15 protein-coding genes are annotated in these 16,103 nt (G+C 69.6%); 6 read left to right on the forward strand and 9 right to left on the reverse strand.

Features of this window, described 5'->3' with window-relative positions; genetic code table 11:
• Positions 1-31: 31 nt before the first annotated feature.
• The 3 genes from ABT340_RS25465 to ABT340_RS25475 form a co-directional block, all read right to left on the reverse strand.
• On the reverse strand, positions 32-1,747 hold the full coding sequence (locus ABT340_RS25465) for an ABC transporter ATP-binding protein (protein ID WP_352013341.1): 1,716 nt from the start codon (positions 1,745-1,747) through the stop codon (positions 32-34).
• On the reverse strand, positions 1,744-3,531 hold the full coding sequence (locus ABT340_RS25470; RefSeq protein WP_352013342.1) for an ABC transporter ATP-binding protein: 1,788 nt from the start codon (positions 3,529-3,531) through the stop codon (positions 1,744-1,746). The genes ABT340_RS25465 and ABT340_RS25470 overlap by 4 nt, the downstream gene beginning before the upstream one ends.
• Before the next feature lie 204 nt (positions 3,532-3,735).
• Positions 3,736-4,854: a serine hydrolase domain-containing protein gene (locus ABT340_RS25475; protein ID WP_352013343.1), complete on the reverse strand. Its 1,119-nt coding sequence runs from the start codon at positions 4,852-4,854 to the stop codon at positions 3,736-3,738.
• Between the two features lie 502 nt (positions 4,855-5,356).
• On the opposite strand from ABT340_RS25475, the gene ABT340_RS25480 reads away from it, so the two are divergent.
• Genes ABT340_RS25480 through ABT340_RS25490 form a run of 3 tightly spaced genes read left to right on the forward strand, consistent with a single transcriptional unit; the run spans position 5,357 to position 7,208 of the window.
• A complete protein-coding gene (locus ABT340_RS25480; RefSeq protein ID WP_352013344.1) occupies positions 5,357-5,935 on the forward strand; it encodes a PadR family transcriptional regulator in 579 nt (192 codons plus the stop codon).
• Positions 5,932-6,732: an NAD(P)H-binding protein gene (locus ABT340_RS25485; protein ID WP_352013345.1), complete on the forward strand. Its 801-nt coding sequence runs from the start codon at positions 5,932-5,934 to the stop codon at positions 6,730-6,732. The genes ABT340_RS25480 and ABT340_RS25485 overlap by 4 nt, the downstream gene beginning before the upstream one ends.
• A gap of 8 nt (positions 6,733-6,740) precedes the next feature.
• Positions 6,741-7,208 (forward strand): hemerythrin domain-containing protein, encoded by a 468-nt coding sequence (locus ABT340_RS25490; protein ID WP_352013346.1) that lies wholly within the window; start codon positions 6,741-6,743, stop codon positions 7,206-7,208.
• A gap of 308 nt (positions 7,209-7,516) precedes the next feature.
• Here ABT340_RS25490 and ABT340_RS25495 read toward each other — a convergent pair whose 3' ends face one another.
• Positions 7,517-7,837, reverse strand: coding sequence for a hypothetical protein (locus tag ABT340_RS25495; RefSeq protein ID WP_352013347.1), 321 nt, complete (start codon positions 7,835-7,837; stop codon positions 7,517-7,519).
• A gap of 436 nt (positions 7,838-8,273) precedes the next feature.
• On the opposite strand from ABT340_RS25495, the gene ABT340_RS25500 reads away from it, so the two are divergent.
• Positions 8,274-9,173, forward strand: a complete 900-nt coding sequence (locus ABT340_RS25500; RefSeq protein WP_352013348.1) for an aminoglycoside phosphotransferase family protein — start codon at positions 8,274-8,276, stop codon at positions 9,171-9,173.
• Between the two features lie 60 nt (positions 9,174-9,233).
• Here the strand turns inward: ABT340_RS25500 and ABT340_RS25505 are convergent, their stop codons facing one another.
• Entirely contained in the window at positions 9,234-9,494 is a 261-nt protein-coding gene (locus ABT340_RS25505; protein ID WP_352013349.1) for a hypothetical protein, read from the reverse strand.
• Between the two features lie 244 nt (positions 9,495-9,738).
• Here ABT340_RS25505 and ABT340_RS25510 point away from each other — a divergent pair, with 244 nt between their 5' ends.
• Positions 9,739-10,281 carry a hypothetical protein gene (locus tag ABT340_RS25510; RefSeq protein WP_352013350.1) on the forward strand — a complete coding sequence of 181 codons (543 nt, stop codon included), beginning with the start codon at positions 9,739-9,741 and terminating at the stop codon, positions 10,279-10,281.
• Between the two features lie 233 nt (positions 10,282-10,514).
• On the opposite strand, the gene ABT340_RS25515 is transcribed toward ABT340_RS25510, so the two are convergent.
• The 4 genes from ABT340_RS25515 to ABT340_RS25530 form a co-directional block, all read right to left on the reverse strand.
• Entirely contained in the window at positions 10,515-11,303 is a 789-nt protein-coding gene (locus tag ABT340_RS25515; RefSeq protein ID WP_352013351.1) for a TetR/AcrR family transcriptional regulator, read from the reverse strand.
• Between the two features lie 50 nt (positions 11,304-11,353).
• The gene (locus ABT340_RS25520; protein ID WP_352013352.1) at positions 11,354-11,938 is read right to left on the reverse strand and encodes a TetR/AcrR family transcriptional regulator; all 585 of its coding nucleotides are present in this window, start codon (positions 11,936-11,938) and stop codon (positions 11,354-11,356) included.
• Positions 11,935-13,413, reverse strand: coding sequence for an MFS transporter (locus tag ABT340_RS25525; RefSeq protein ID WP_352013353.1), 1,479 nt, complete (start codon positions 13,411-13,413; stop codon positions 11,935-11,937). The genes ABT340_RS25520 and ABT340_RS25525 overlap by 4 nt, the downstream gene beginning before the upstream one ends.
• 267 nt (positions 13,414-13,680) lie before the next feature.
• Complete coding sequence (locus tag ABT340_RS25530; protein ID WP_352013354.1) at positions 13,681-14,307, reverse strand: SGNH/GDSL hydrolase family protein; 627 nt, start codon at positions 14,305-14,307, stop codon at positions 13,681-13,683.
• A gap of 846 nt (positions 14,308-15,153) precedes the next feature.
• Here ABT340_RS25530 and ABT340_RS42495 point away from each other — a divergent pair.
• Complete coding sequence (locus ABT340_RS42495; RefSeq protein WP_362912143.1) at positions 15,154-15,408, forward strand: MerR family transcriptional regulator; 255 nt, start codon at positions 15,154-15,156, stop codon at positions 15,406-15,408.
• The last annotated feature ends 695 nt before the right edge of the window (positions 15,409-16,103 follow it).

Raw genomic sequence — 16,103 nt, forward strand, 5'->3', positions numbered from 1 at the left:
GGTCCAGCCGACCGCCCGGAACGGGCCCGGCTCAGTCGTGGTCCGCCGGTGTCAGGGAGGCACCCCAGAAGTCGGCGTAGCGGCCGGCGCGGCGGAGCAGCTCGTCGTGGCCTCCCTCCTCCACGATCCGGCCTCCGTCGAGGAAGGCGATGCGGTCGGCACGCCGGACGGTTCGCATCCGATGAGCGACCATCACGACCGTCCGGCCGGCCATCAGGCGTTCGATGCCCTCGTGGACGGCCGCCTCGTTCACCGGGTCCAGGGCGGAGGTCACCTCGTCCAGGAGCACGATGGGCGCGTCCTTCAGCAGCGCGCGAGCGATCGAGACACGCTGACGTTCGCCTCCCGACAGCAGTGCGCCGCCTTCGCCGACCTTCGCCGCCCATCCGCCGGGCAGCCGGTTGATCACCTCGTCCAGCCGCGCGGCGCTCGCCGCCGTCCGCAGTTCGGCCTCGGTGGCCTCGGGGCGGCCCAGCCGTACGTTGTCCTCAATCGTGCCGTCGAAGAGGTGGACGTCCTGGAAGACGATGGCGATCCGCGCCGTCAACACCTCGGTGTCGATGGCGCGCACGTCCACCCCTCCTACGCGCACCGCGCCCGCGTCCACGTCGTGGAACCGTGCGAGCAACTGCAGCAGCGTGCTCTTGCCCGCGCCTGAGGGGCCGACCACGGCGAGCCGCTGCCCCTCGGGCACCGTCAACGACAGGTCGTCGAACACCGTGCGGTCACCATGCCGGAAGGCGACGGACTCCACCTCCAAACCGTGACCCACCGGCTGGATCGGCTGCGGTGCCTCCGGCAGCGGCTCGGTGCGCAGGACCGCGTCGAGCCTGGCCAGTTCGGAGCGTGCGGCGCGGAGCTTGCCGCCGATGTCGGCCAGCGACAGGACCGGATCGGCGCAGCGGGCGGCCAGCACCAGGATCGTCAGCACCTCCGCCACACCGATGCTCCCGCCGAGCGCGAGGTAGGCGCCCAGAACAAGCAACACGGTGAACATCGCCTGCACCACGAGCGTCAAGCCGATCATGCCGGGCAGCACCGACAACACGGTACGGCGGGAAGCGCGCTGAAGTTCCCGCAGCGCGTCGTCGAGCAACGCGAAGCGTTGGACGCTCCGCCCGCCGGCGCGCAGCACCGGCTGAGCCTGAAGGAACTCGACGACCCGCCCGGTGGCCTCGGCGTCACGTTCGTGGCGGCCTGCGTCGTCCGCGGCCATCGAGCGGCCGGTCCAGATCTGGATTGCCGCCACGAACGGCACGGCGGCCAGCGCGGCCAGCCCCAGCTGCCAGTTGAAGGCGAGCATCACGCCGACGATCGTCACGGGGGTGACGAAGGCGGAGATGTAGGGCGCCAGCAGGTGCGCGATCGCGCCCATCGTCTCCAGCACGCCCTGGCCGGCCAGGACGGACACCTCCCCGACCCGGCCGGCGCTGTACCAGCCGAGGGGCAGCCGGGCCAGATGATCGCCGAGGCGGTGATACATCCCGCGCAACAGCGTGATTCCGGCGCGGAAACCCAGCAGATCGCTGACATAGCGCAGCACCGCGTAGATCACTACCGCGCCGCCGAACGCGATCAGCCAGGGCAGCGCGTCCGCGGGGGCGCCGCCGAACAGGGCCCGCAGCACGGGAACCAGCAGGGCGTAGGACAAACCCTCGACGATCGCGGTCGTCGTCATCAAGGCCACGGTGCGGCGCACCGGCCGGGCGTGATCATGGCCCAGGACGCGTAGCAGCATGCGGATCATCGGTACTCCCTGGATCGCCAGAAGGCGGCGAATCTCCCGTTCGCCGCCAGGAGGTCGGCGGGCCCGCCCTGCTCGACGATCGACCCGTTGTCCAGCATCACGACGGTGTCGGCGTCGGCGACCGTCTCAAGGCGGTGGGCGATGACCAGGATCGTGCGATCGCCCTCCAGCGCCCTCAGCGCCTGCCGTACCGCCTGCTCGGTCTGCGGGTCGGCGAACGCGGTCGCCTCGTCCAGCACCAGGACGGGCGTGTCGGCGAGCAGCGCGCGAGCGAGCGCGATCCGCTGCGCCTCGCCACCCGACAGCCCGGCCTCCTGCCCGATCACCGTGTCGTAGCCGTGTGGCAGCTCAAGGATCCGATCATGGATGTTCGCCGTCCGGGCGGCGCGCACCACCTCGTCGAGACCGGCGTGCGGTACGGCGAGCATGATGTTGTCGGCGACCGACGCGCGCAGCAGGCGCACGTCCTGGAAGACGAAGGAGACCGTCCGGTAGAGGTCATGGCTGCTGATCCGGCGCAGATCGACGCCGCCCAGGGTGATCGAACCGTGGGCCGGGTCGAAGAAGCGCGGCAGCAACCGGACCAGCGTGGACTTGCCGCCGCCCGAGGGCCCGACGATCGCGGTGACCGTGCCCGGTTCGAGGACCAGGTCGATCCCGCGCAGCACCTCGCGATCGTCTTCGTAGCCGAAGCGGACGCCCCGCAGTTCCACCCGGTGGCCCTGTGGCGCGATCGGGCGCGCGGGCTCCGGCAGCGGCGCAACCTCAAGCACGTCCCGAATCCGGCCGACCGCGCGCCTGGCGGCCTGCAGGTCGTCGAAGCCGTGGGCGATGAGGGCCGCAACCGGAGCTGTCAGTCCCAGTCCCAGCAGCAGGAAGGGCAGCAGGTCGGCCGGGGGCAGGCCACCGGTCGTGATCAGGACGGTGCCGCCGATCAGGACGACCAGCAGTACGAACGGCGGTGACAGCACCAGCTGCATTCCGGCGGCGATCACCGAGAGGCCGCGCACGAAGCGGTGGTAGACGTCGACGAAATCGTCGGTGGCCGTGCGGAACCTGCGGTGGGCGCGCCCGGAACCGCCGAACGCCTTGACCACGGAGATGCCCTGGACGAACTCGACGACGGAATCGGCGATCCGTCCCATGGCCGCGTCGAACCGCCTCTCCTCGCGCAGCCGGGCCGGGGTCATCATCAGCGGGATGTGCGCCAAGGCCAGCACCACCGGGATCAGCGTGATCAACGTGAGCCGCCAGTCGACGGTGAACAGGTAGGCCAGCGAGAGCAGCGGTACCACGAACGCGGAGACGAGTTCGCCGGGGGAGTGGGCGATGAACGGGTGCACGGCACTGACGTCCTGGCCCACCACCTTGGTCAGCTCGCCGGTCCGGCGCCGGGAGAACCAGCCGATCGGCACACGTCCCAGCCGCTCCGCCAGGTGCCGACGCAGGGCCAGTTGCACCTGACCGTCGAGCAGGTGCCCGATTCCGGACGACGCGGCCGTGAACAGCAGCCGGACAAGCAAGCCGGCCGCACCGGCGATCACGACGAACCAGACACGATCGTGATCGATCGGGCCAGACGCCAGCAGGGCGCGCCCCAGTTCGACGACCGCCAGCAGCGGTGCCAGCCCCGCGACGGCGCCGATCACCTGCAGGATGACAACGGCGGCGAAGCTCCATCGGTAGGGGCGCAGCAGTCCCGCAACGGACTGTTCCCCCGTGTCGTCGGCGTCCGGTGAGGGTGGGGGCTGCTCCCTCGTCGGCACGAGGTCGGTCGTGGTCATCGTTCTCCTGTCTTCTCTGCGGGCCCCTGCCGGCCGAAGATGGCCCTTCCGCCTGCGCGGCCGTTCGTCTCGCGGAGCAGTGCGGGCGTGCCGGCCGCCGTCTCCACGGCTCGGTGCGGGCCGGGGCGGGCGAGGCAGTGGCATGCCTTCGTCGGTGTCACCGTGTGGGACGTGCCGCCGTGAAAGCGGCGTTCTCCGGCCCGGTCAGCCGTTCATCGCCAGGCCGTACAGGGCCGTGAGCGCGTCGTCGATGGCGTGGGGCCGCGGCTTGCCCGAGGAGTCGAGCCTGCTCCACCTCTGCAGGTTGATCGCGACGGACATCTGCCGTTTGGAGTCGGCGCTGGTCATGGAGATCGTTCCGGCGCCCCAGACCGTGCCGCCGCCGCCCCAGAAGGTGGTGCCGCCGGGGGCCTTCATCGGATACATCCCGAGGCCGTACTCGATCGTCCTGCCCTCCTGGGAGATGACCGTGACGGTGCGTCGCATCTGCGCCAGCGACGACCGGCTGACGATCTCGCCGTCGAACAGCAGGCCGAAGAAGCGGTTGAGATCCGCCACGGTCGACACCAGCGAACCCGCCACACCCGCATATGACATGTCAAAGACGCTGAAGTCCCGCGGTGGGTCGATCATGCCGAACCACGCCTCGTACATCTGCGAGTGCGGCCCGCCGAGGTGCGGCCCGTCGGGAAACCCGGTGTCCTGGAGTCCGGCGCGTTCGACGACGTTCTGAGTGATGTACTTCTCGGCCGTGGTGCCGGTCACCTGTTCCAGGAGTTGGCCGAGGAGCAGGTAGTTGGTGTTGGAGTACAGCCCCGGCGTGCCGCCCGGGGCGCTGAAGGCGGGCGCGGTGACCCCCATCTCGATCAGTTCGACGGGATCGAACCGGGTGAACCGGTGGTCGTCCAGGCTCTGGGGCCTGGTGTCCGCGAGGGCGGGAAACGGCCCGAGGGAGGGATAGGCGTAGGGGAGGTATTCGGCGAGGCCGCTGGTGTGGTTGATCAGCATCCGGACCGTGATCGCATCACCTCGTGCGCCCGGGACCAGTTTCGGAAGGTAGCGCCTGATCGGTGCGTCGAGTCCTATCCGACCGCTCTCGACCTGCTGCAGGACCGCGGCGGCGGTGAAGGTCTTGGTGACGCTGCCGACACGGTGCCGCATGTCGGCGGTGACGGGGCGGCCGACGGCGAGGTCGGCGACCCCGGCGGCACCGCGCCAGACCTGGTCCTCGGCGCGCACCTCGGCGAACACGCCCGGAACCCCGGCCCGGTGGACGTTCTCGATGGCGGTGTTCAGCTTTGCGGGATCCAGCAGGTTCGTCATGACATGTGACCTTTCGTCTTCCTCGGATGAGCTCCGCACCGACCTGGCGGGACGCGGCACGTCGGCCGGTACACTCGTGCACTCATTATGCACGCGGTGCGTGCAACATCAAGTGCATAGATTGGGCCGAGATCGGTGGGAGGAGCGAAACGGCAGGTCGGGGAGGTCCTGGAGGTGGCCTGTGGCAGGCGCGGGCCACCCTCGGGGTTCGTCGCCCGTTCCGGGTGAACGCGACGACGGGGACGGGCTTGGCCCTGGCTCCAGCCGCCGGTGTGCCGGTCGGGTGGGCGCCGTCCGGCGGGCCGGGCCGCCGGTGCGGGTGCGGCCCGACGCCTTGGCGGACTCCGGCCGCACCTCGACGCGGGTGCCGGCCTTCTCGGCGAAGGTCGGTTCGCGGTCCGTCTCCGCTGTGCCGTCCCGGCTTTGCGGCCGGTGCCGGGGTCTGAGCGGGCACGACTACTCGCGTTTGACTAGTTGAGACTACTCGTGTTTGAGTAGGCGGGTGAGCGACACGCGCATGTTCGTGCTCGGCGCCCTGCTGCGCGGTCCGATGCACGGGCATCAGATCCGCAGGCAGGCGCAACTGGACCGCACCGAACTGTGGACCGACGTCAAGGTGGGGTCCCTGTACGGGGCGTTGCACCGGCTGGTCGCCGAGGGCGCGATCGAGGTGGTCCGCACCGAGCAGGCGGCGGGCCCGGCGCGGACGGTGTACGCGCTCACCGCGGCCGGGCGCGAGGAGTTCATCGCGCTGCGCGACCGGACACTGCGTGAGGTACGGCTGCGGCCCGACCCGGTGGATCTCGCGTTGCACTACGCCGACGACCTCACCGAGGAGAAGCTGCGGGCACTGATCGGAGACCGGCGTGAGGCGCTGGTCGCCCGGCTGACGGCCTGGCGGCACCAGCGTGAGCAGGCCGAGCCGTACCTGCGCGGGCTGGAGCCGATGACCTTCGACCACACCACGGCACGCCTGCGGGCCGAGATCGCCTGGCACGAGAGCCTGCTGGAGCAACTGCCGAAACTGCTCGCCGCGAACGACCGCGGCCAAGCGCCGACGACGGAAGGACGGCAGGAATGATTCTGGTGACCGGAGCGACCGGTCCGGTGGGGCGGCACCTCCTCACCACGCTGCGCGGGGACGGCGCGGAGGTGCGCGCCCTCAGCCGCCGTCCCGAGACCGCGAACCTGCCGCACGGCGTTCAGGTGGTCGGCGGTGAGCTGGGCGAGCCGGCGTCGCTGGCGCGGGCGTTGACCGGCGTGGAAGCGGTGTACCTGTTCTCCGCCGGGCGGGCGGCCGGCGGGTTCGCCGCGTCCGCCGTACGCGCCGGGGTCAAGCGGGTCGTGGTGGTCTCCGGGCTCGACGACGACCCCGCCGACGTCGAGCGGCCGTTCACCGACGCCGGGCTGGAATGGACCCATCTGCGGCCCAACGCGTACGCCTCCAACGCGCTGCGGCACTGGGGCGACATGATCCGGTACCAGGGCGCGGTCCGTGTCCCGTACCCGGACGCGGCGACCGCTCCCGTCCACGAGGCCGACCTCGCCGCCGTCGCCGCGATCGTGCTCAGGGGTGGACACGCGGGCCGGCGGTATTCGCTCACCGGACCGCGGTCGCTGACCTTCCGCGAGCAGGTCGGCGTCCTCGCCCGCGCGCTGGGCCGTGAACTCGCCCTCGTCGAGGAGACGCCGGACCAGGCCCGCGAGCGGATGTCCCGCTACGGCATGCCGGGCTCCGTCGTCGACGAACTCCTGACCATGTGGGCTGCCACCTCCGGAACGCCCGCCACCGTGTCGCCCGTCGTCGAGCAACTCACCGGGCTGCCCGCCCGGAGTTTCGCGCGGTGGGCCGACGAGCACGCCGACGACTTCCGCTGAGGGCCGTCATGCTGCGCAACCGCGTCTTCGCCTGGCATCGGGAGTTACAGGACGTCCACCACCGCCTGGAAAAGGCGCTGGAGGACGCCCGCAGGGCCATCCGCTCCGGCGAACGCGCCCAGAGCCTCAAACCCGAGCTCCGCGACTTCTGCTACACCTTCTGCTCCGCCCTGGGCAGCCATCACCGCAGCGAGGACAGCGACTTCTTCCCGGCCTTGCTGCAGCAGATGCCCGAGCTGGAGCCCACGATCGCCCGCCTGGGGCGTGAGCATGAGGTCCTCGCACGCTTGCTCGCCGACTTCCAGGCGAGCCTCGACGATTCACAGTCGTCACCACAGCGGCTCTTCCGGCAGATCAACGACATCAAGGCCGCGATGAAGGCTCATTTCGGTTTTGAGGAAGGCTCCCTGAACCGGGCACTTCGTGCTCTTGATGTTCCGAAGAGCGACAGGAACCGCATGTTCGGGGACGTCTGACCGCAGCCAGGGCTCCGCGGCCGCCGTCTCGTCACGGCGTGTTCGCCCACCGCTGGAGGGGGGTTGCCGTAGTACTCGGGAAAGACCGGTTCCGGCCTGGCAGGAGCCGGCGGCGTACGTGACAGCGGCGCGCACTTCGTCGGGCGCGCCGCCTCGGTCGTCGGCGGAACCGGGACACCGGCCGATACCGCTCCTGACGGCTGATCACGGACGTGTTCGGTCACCTGGCGGAGGCGCCGGTGCCACGGCGATGACACTTGATCCACACGCGAGCCACGTCCGCCTCCTTGGAGATCGGTGGGGCCTGTTCAGCTTTCTGACTTCAAGACGGTCACGCCTCTGATCGCCCCGCCGCCGGGAGGCCTGACGGTGGAGGTGGCGCCGACGGGGGCTTTCTGCCCCGAGTCCGAGCCACAGTAGTTGACCCACGGGTTGACGAAGCAGTAAGACACAACGATCTGGTGGTAGCCGGTACCGGTGGAACAGTAGGAGCTGATGGACCCGTCGCTCCCGTAGGAGATCGAACAGGAGTCGGGCAGGGCATGGGCGGGCGTGGCAACGCCGGTGACGACGGCAGCGGCGATGAGAGCGCCGCCGGAGAGGGTGGCGGCGGCACGTCTTACTTTCACGCGCTGGCTCCTTCCGCGAGGTCGATACCTCGTACTGTTAGGAAAGTTTCCTTATCGGGGAACTTAGCTGGCGTGATCGGCATGTCAAGATGCCTGTCCGGTCCGTCGTTCTCTCCGCGGTGCCCGGCATGCGGTGACACTCACGGATGTCAGGTGCCAAGATCCTCAAGCTGATGACCGGCCCCGGATGATCGGCAAGCAGCCGGCCGCCGACGGCTTCCCCGTCACCGACGGAGAGCCGACGAGGATGCCGCCTTTCGCCGCCGCAGCGGCGGCGAAAGGCGGGCTCGGGGGCATTGGGCTGGAAGGCGCGACCCCCTTGAGTCGGTGCGTGCCCGGGACCACCGGGCACCACGAGAACCTGGGGGATCGAACCGGGAGCCGGATCCTCCCAAGGCAGGGCTGGCTCCGCCTACCTCAAGTACTGTGACTTCGCATGATCGAATCCGAGATTGAGATCAGCGAAGACCTGGTCCGTGACCTACTGCGGGAACAGCATCCGGATCTGGCCGAGCTGCCTATCCGCGAGGTGGCGGGCGGCTGGGGCAACCAGATGTGGCGCCTGGGAGAGGAGTTGGTCGTCCGGATGCAGCGGATGGACAACGGCCCCGATCCGCAGCTCAAGGAGCGGCGCTGGCTGCCGGTGCTGGCCTCGCGGCTGCCGCTTCCGATCCCGACCCCGGTGCGGAGCGGTGCACCGTCCGAACGCTTCCCCAAGATCTGGACCGTCATGACATGGGTTGAAGGCACACCGCTGGACCACGGCTCAATCACCCGCGGGGACCACGCGGCCGACATGCTGGCGGCCTTCCTCAAGGCGCTGCATGTGGAGGCGCCCGCCGACGCGCCGGACGCCTCAGACCGTGGCGGCCACCCCAAGGAGTGCACGGACGGCTTCGAGTACTTCCTGCGGACCGTGGATCTCGGGCGTTTTGCCGAGGACGACATCCGGGCCGTGTGGGACGACGCGGTCGCGGCTCCCGAGTGGGAGGGCCCGCGGGTGTGGGTGCACGGTGACCTGCATCCCGCGAACGTCGTCGTGGCGGACGGCACACTGGCGGGCGTCGTCGACTTTGGCGACGTGTTCGCCGGCGACCCGGCGTGGGACCTTGCGGCCGCCTGGGTGTTGCTCCCCACAGGGGGCGCCTCACGGTTCTTCAACGGCTACGCACAGGCGGATGAGGCGACGATCCGACGGGCGCGTGGGCTGGCCGCGATGAAGAGCCTGTTTTTGATGCTGATGGGCCAGAACGGGGACCGTGGCCTGCCCGGCGGCAAGCCGAACTGGGGGCCCGCAGGCCGGTCGGCACTTGAGCGTGTCCTGAAGGGCCTTTGACCGGGGCGTCTGGATCAATCGGATAGCCGTTGGCGGTAAGCCGGTGCAGGACGTTGTCGATCACGGCACCGCCGGGTGAGCCGAAGCCCGCCCGGCGGTCTCCACGGCGAGACGGTCCTGGTGCCGGGCCTTCCTGCGGTGGTTTCGGATGCCGGCCGGAGTGCCGAGGTAGTTGCGGTCCGCCCCGGGGCACGCCTCCCGGTAGCCGCTTTCGACCGCGGCCTCGCGGATGCCGTTGTCGGGGCCGAAGCCGTGGTGAGCGATGAGCCGATCGACACCGGCCGGCCACCGCTCACGCACCTCGGCGGGCCGGTCGTCCACCGAGAACTCGCTCGGCGGCCCGGGCGGCACCAGCCAGCCGGGCAGGGAGCCGAGGACGGCGAACAGGTCGGGGCCGGTCAGCCCGATGCGCAGGCTCTTCAGGGCTTCCCGCGAAACGCGCTCACCTTTGGCGAACGACCGGAGGGCCCGGAAGGAACGGTGCCGGGAGCCCGGAGCGGCCGTTCGAGCGCGCTACAAGAGCGTTGCAGCCGAGCCACAAGCGGGCTTCCCTAGCCTTGGGATCATGTTGACGACCCTGGTTGTGACCGCCTCTCTCCTGTTCACCGGCGCGCCCGCGCAGAGCGTGGCGACCAAGCCGCTGACCTTCCGCGGCATGACGCTCCAGATTCCCAAGACCTGGAAAGTCGGAAAAGAAGACACGTGGGGCATCCACGTCAAGACCGGCGGCTGCGACCGGCTCGCCGTCGAGTGCCGCGGGTTCTACCTCGTCGGGCCGGAGGGCATCTCCCTGGGCCGCCACGGCAACCCCTACGATCCCAAGGAGCAATACCACCCGGGTAACGGGCTCTCGGCCTGCGCGCCCGACAAGCGCTACGTGGAGGACTTCCCCGGCAAGCTCGTCGCACGTGCCCTCCGCCCGGTGGGCGCGGGACACCAGGCCACCTACCGCGTCTGGCGCGTCGGCTGCACGACGCAGTCGGCCAAGAGGACCGGCGTCTCCTACCAGGAGCGGATCTGGTACCTGCCCACGTCGAAGATCCTCATCTTCGACCGGTGGAGCGACAGCCGGCTCGGCACGATTCTCAAGCGGGCGACCTGGAACTGAGCCCGCCGGTCGCGCCGCTTGCCACCACGGCGAAACAGAGCAGGTGCGAGAACGGCCGTGGCGGCAGTGGTGATCAGCACGAACCGCCGTCGCGCCAGGACGTGGAGCGACCGGCTGCCGCCTGACCGGCATCCCGGCGGCCGGCGCCCTCCTGCGGCTCTCCAGGAACAGGCGCTTGGCGACGCCCAGCGGTACCTCGCCATAGGGCTGGACGTGCTGCCGGAACAGCGGTGTCAGCCCGCGACGGTCGCCTCGATGCCGTCGAGGAGTACGGCCAGGCCGGTCTCGAAGCTCTTCCTGGCCTCACGTTCGAGGTAGGGCAGGCCGTCGTCGTGCGAGGAGGTGGCGGCTGTCGCGCCTTCGAGCCAGGCCACGGCGGGGAACCGTTCGGTCAGGCCGGGGGCGATCTCCAGCAGCGTGGCCGAACGGGCGAGCCACCACTCCTCGTCGGAGACGCCGGTGGCGGCGGGGGCCTGCCGTACCTCGGAGACCGTCCCCGCCGAACCGCGCAGGAAGTGGAACAGCGTGCCGACGACCCCCCGGATCCGGGGGGCGTCGAGGCCGGTCTCACGCAGGATGCGCACCAGCGTCTCAAGGCTGAGGTACTCGTTGGGACCGAGCACGGGCCTGGCCTGCGACACCTGGAGCACCCAGGGATGGCGCAGGTAGAACTCCCAGGTGTCGCGGGCCCACACCGTCAGGGCCGCCCGCCAGCCCTCCTCGTGCCCGTAGCCGGTCGGCAGCTCGCCCAGGACCCGGTCGTACATCAGGTCGACGAGCTCGCCCTTGCTGGGGACGTAGGTGTAGAGGGCCATTCCCGAACGTCCGAGCCGTTCGCCGACCGCCCGCATGGACAGCGCCGCCATGCCTTCGGCGTCGGCGAGGGCGATCGCCGTGTCCACGATCAGATCGACGCTGAGTCCCGGTTTCGGACCGGGCCGGGACTCCTCGGCGGGACCGGCGGAACGCCACAGCAGAGCCATGGAACGGCGCGCGTCGCCCTGGCCCGCGAAGACGACCACCTGTGGCTCCCTCCCGTCTCCTTACGCCCTAAAGCTATCAGCGGGCCGGATCAGCCGGTGATCAGGCGTTGCAGCGCGGGTGCGTAGAGGTCGGCGATGCCTTCGGCGTCGGCCTGCGCTGCTGCGCCCGAGGGGTGCAGCGCGAGGGTGGCTCCGAGCCCGAGCAACTGGCCCGCGACCAGTTCCGCCCGCAGGGCGTTGTCCTGGCCGGGGAGCAGCGTGGTCAGCCGCGCGGTGACCTGCTCGTGGAAGCGGTCCCGCAGCAGGGAACGCTCATCGGTGTTGCCCAGGGAGAACACGACACGCAGCATCGGATCCCGCTGGAATTCGCGGCGGCTGCGTACCAGCGTCAGCACCATGTGCCTGCCGAGCGCCTCAAGGGGGGCCGCGAAGAGCTCGTCGGTGTCGGGACCGAAGTCGGCGACGGTGTTGAACAGCTGTTCCTTGCTGCCGAAGTGCTTGACGATGAGCGAGGCGCTCACCCCCGCGTCCGTGGCGATGCCGCGTAAGGTCACCTCGGCGTACGGGCGCAGGGTGAAGGCCCGCCGGGCGGCGCGCAGGATCGCGTCCCGGCCGCTGCGGGTTCCGGTGTCCCGGGATTCCTCGGTCTGCCTTCCGGTGGTGTGCACGCTCATGGGCTGCTCTCCTGGGCGAGCGCCGCCGGTGGGCGCTCCGCTGCGCCCGCCGTACGGTCCTGCCCGACGGTATACGGGGCCGGAGCCTGTCCGCCCGGTAGACACAGAGTGACGGCCAGAGCGAGGAGCGCGGCGGCCCCGGCGATGACGAAGACCGTCAGGTAGGCGCCCAGGGTCGGCACGGTACGGCCCGCGACCTGGAAGGTGACGTGGGCGAGGACCGCGGCGACGACCGCGCTGCACGCCGCCTGGCCGATCGACCTCATCAGTGTGTTGAGGCCGTTGGCCGCGCCGGTCTCGCTCACCGGCACCGCGCGCATCACGAGCGCGGGCAGGGCGGAGTAGGCGATGGCGGTGCCCGCGGACACCACGGTCGCGCCGAGGACGATCGTCCACAGCTGGTGGCTGGTGAAGAAACGCACCACGTATCCGGCGGCCATGCATGCGGAGGCGACCGCCAGGGTGACCTTGGGGCCGTAGGCGGCCGAAATCCTGGCGGAGACGGGGGACAGGAACACCATCGCGACACCGCCGGGCAGCAGGCACAGGCCGCTGACGACGATGGAGGCGCCCAGGCCGTACCCGGTGCTCGTGGGCTCCTGCACCAGTTGCGCGGTGGCCAGCGAGTTGGCGTAGAAGGCGAAGCCGATCAGCAGGGCGGCGAGGTTCGTCAGCAGCACCGCGGGCCGCGCGGAGACCCGCAGGTCGACCATGGGGGAGGGGGCGCGCAGTTCGTGGGCTCCCCAGAGCAGCCCGATCAGTACGGCGGCGGCCAGCAGGGCGAGGGTGGGAGTGGAGGTCCAGCCCCAGTCGCCGCCCTGGGTCACCGCCAGCAGCAGGCTGACCAGGGAGGCGGAGAGGCCGAGCACGCCCAGGACGTCGGGCCGGCCGCCGGCGCGCAGCGGTGACTCGGGCACGTAGCGCAGTACCAGTGCGATGTCGAGCAGGCCCAGACCCACCGAGACCCAGAACATGGTGTGCCAGTCGGCGTTCTCGACGACCAGTGCGGCGAGGGGGAGCCCGATGGCGGCGCCGATGCCCAGGGTGGAGCTCATCAGGGCCACCGCGGAGAGCAGCCGGCCGGGTGCGAGCTCGTCCCGCATGATGCTGACGCCGAGCGGCATGACGGCGAGCGCGGCTCCCTGCAGGGCACGGCCCGCGATGAGCACGCCGATCTGGGAGCTGGCGGCGCACAGCACCGATCCCATGGTCAGCAGGCCGAGGGAGGCCAGCAGGACCTTGCGTTTGCCGTACATGTCGCCGATCCGTCCGAGAACGGGGGTGCAGACGGCGCCGCTGAGCAGGGTTATGGTGACCAGCCAGCTCGCGGCGGTCGGAGTGCTCCCGGTGAGCGCGGGGACGTGCGGCAGGAGAGGGATGACGAGTGTCTGCATGACGGCCACGACCACGCCGCAGAAGGCCAGGACGGCGACGAGGAGGCGCGGATGAGGCGCCTCGGCTGGCTGAGGGGGCACTGCGACTCTCCATGGGAAGGGGGACAGGAGGTGCACATCTGTTCACCTCCAGCGTAAACGGATGTGCACTCCGGCGGGAGCCCATTCTTTGAAGTTAGTGATCTACATTGTAAAGGCGCCCGCTTGGGCCTCAAGATCAAAAACAACAAAGGACTGAAGACCCTCCTCCAAAGAGACCCAGGCGGCCCTGGGGTGTGGTTCGGCGTTTCGCAGGTAGCTGCTCGAATCGGCTGTCCGGGCTGCCGGAACCGTGCGCCGGCCCCTGCCTCAGGGCGCGAAGTTCTCGCCGATGCGGTGGTGTCCGGCGGGGTCGGCGTGGTCCGTCTCGCCATATAGGTCGCGGCCGTCGAGGTAGTGCAGGTTCGGGGTCGTCGGCCGTGCGTTGTTCGACGATTTGGTGATTGGGTCGCGGATGATGTTGGGCGTGAGTCGGTCGGCGGCGTGTTCGGCTGGATCGCCGGTGGTCTTGAATCGCAGGTCTCGCTGTCGAAGTCGGGGGCGAGGGGGCCTGGGGTGTCCTCCTGGATTGGGTGCAGGGGTGGTGTTTGTGGGTGTCTCTCGCGGATGGCCTCGAGGAGGCGGTGCGCGGCGGGTCTTGACGCTGGTCATGTCCGCGGGAGTGCCCTGCATGGCGTGGGCGGTGAACGGGTCCAGCAGTGTGCTGCCGCTGAAGCCGAGGTTGGCCACACCTTCGCTGAGTCGCGCCTCACGTTCACCGCCTTCTGCTGAGTCGGTGTCAGTTCGATTGAGCCAGGGCGGTTGGGTGGTGTCGGTTGTCTGGGCTCCTGATGATGGCTCTTCTGCGACTCCACCGCCGTGGGGTTCCTGGCTCGCCTGTGGCGACGCGTCGAGGGCATGGCCACCGGTCGTCCGTCGCTCGTGGGTCTGCTTCATGGGCTGCGGTATCTGCTGGACCAAACCGGCCTGCTGGTGTGCGTTGAGCTGTGCGACAGCATCGACCGGGCTGTTGCCGATCTGTCCCTTTCGGTGTGGGAGCTCGTCCTAGCTTCGCCGCTACCGAAAATCTGTAGTGGCCAGAGTAGACATCTGCCGTAAGGGGGGCTAGGATTTCTGGCATCGCAAGGAACGGATCCACGAGGGCAGAGCAGTAGGTAGGCATCACGACGAACTGCCCGGACGGACGTGGATAGCAGGAGATGACGTAGGTGGACGGGCAGAAGGTCGGACGTGCCAGGGCCAACGTGGTTGAAGGGCCCTGACCGTTGACGCGCTGCCCAAGCAGTGGTGCAAGTAGAGGCAGAAGGTCGGACGTGCCGGGGCCAGCAGGATCGAAGGGTCCTGGCCGTGGACGCGCTGCCGAAGTAGTGACAGATGAAGTCGAAGTAGAGATACCGAAGGGAGTGTTGAACGCCATCAGGATCGCCCGTCGTCGGCTGAAGTTCGTCGCACGGGTACCGCACCTCCACGGATTGGACGGTGGTTTACGGTTACGCTTACGCGATCCCCGCACCCCTGCCTTTGCGGGCGGCCAGTGCGGAAGCAGTGAGTCGGCCATAAGGCCGGTAGATGGTGTTGAACCTCTGGGCCCCGGCGCATCATGGCGCCGGGGCCCTCGTCCGCGTTAGGGAAGGTTGCATGGATCAAGCAGTCACATCCCCGGGCTCTCACCCCCGGGACACCGCCGAGAAGGCGGAGACGGAGGCGGCTCAGACGCTCCCCGACGTGGCCGGTGACAGGCCCGGCCGGAAACTCGACGATGAGGATTACCCCGCTTACAGCATGGGCCGGGCCGCGGAGGTCCTCGGTGTCACCCCGGCGTTCCTGCGCAGTCTGGGCGCCGCCAGGCTGATCGAGCCGCAGCGCTCCGAGGGCGGTCACCGCCGTTACTCGCGCTACCAGCTGCGCCTGGCCGCCCGCGCCCGGGAATTGGTCGACCAGGGCACCGCTCTGGAGGCCGCCTGCCGCATCATCATCTTGGAAGATCAGCTCGCCGAGGCCCTGCGCATCAACGCCGAACTGCGCCGACGCGGCTGACCGGGCCTCCGCCTACGCGGCCCGCGTCCTGCTGCCCGTCCTGTGGCGCGGCCGGGTGAGCGGCAAGGAGCCGGCCCGGTGCTCGGCCGGAGTCGTCGGGGTGCATCAACTCTCGGCGGGTTCGACAGTGGGCAGGTCCGGCAAGCGGTGCACCGGTGCCGCACCTGCCCGCTGTCATCGAATCGGGCGGTGGGTGCTGAGGACTTCGGAGTGCCGCCCGCCGTCACCTCCGCCGGCAGCCTGGTGCGGATGGCCGGGCAGGGTGCCCCGGTCGGTCAGTTGGTGGGCTTCCGCTTCTCGCCCTCGGTGGCCCCCGCTCGGGTCCGTGTCACCAGCCGCAAAGTAGCGCTAAGTAACTGGCGTTATGGGATTTGGTCATGGATTCCTTCGTAAGCCTGGCCGCAAAGTAGCAAAGCGTTATATCTCTGGCGCGTTGCGTCGTCATCACGGGTACGACATACCAGTCGTAGCCGGGTGGTTACAAACCATGTTTCTCCTGGCCTTCGTTGGAGGTTCGGGAGAAGGGGTGCGGGACATGCGACGCGAATGGGAGACCGAGGACCTGATCGAGTGCTGGACGCTGGATGAGGAGGAGTTCGCGCTACTGGCGAACAAGTCCGGGGCGACTCGGCTTCGGCCTGATGCTGAAGTTCTTCGAGCTTGAGGCAAGGTTCTCGCGCCGGGAGGACCTACCT

This window comes from Streptosporangium sp. NPDC000239, from assembly GCF_040300765.1.
Taxonomy (GTDB): Bacteria; Actinomycetota; Actinomycetes; order Streptosporangiales; family Streptosporangiaceae; genus Streptosporangium.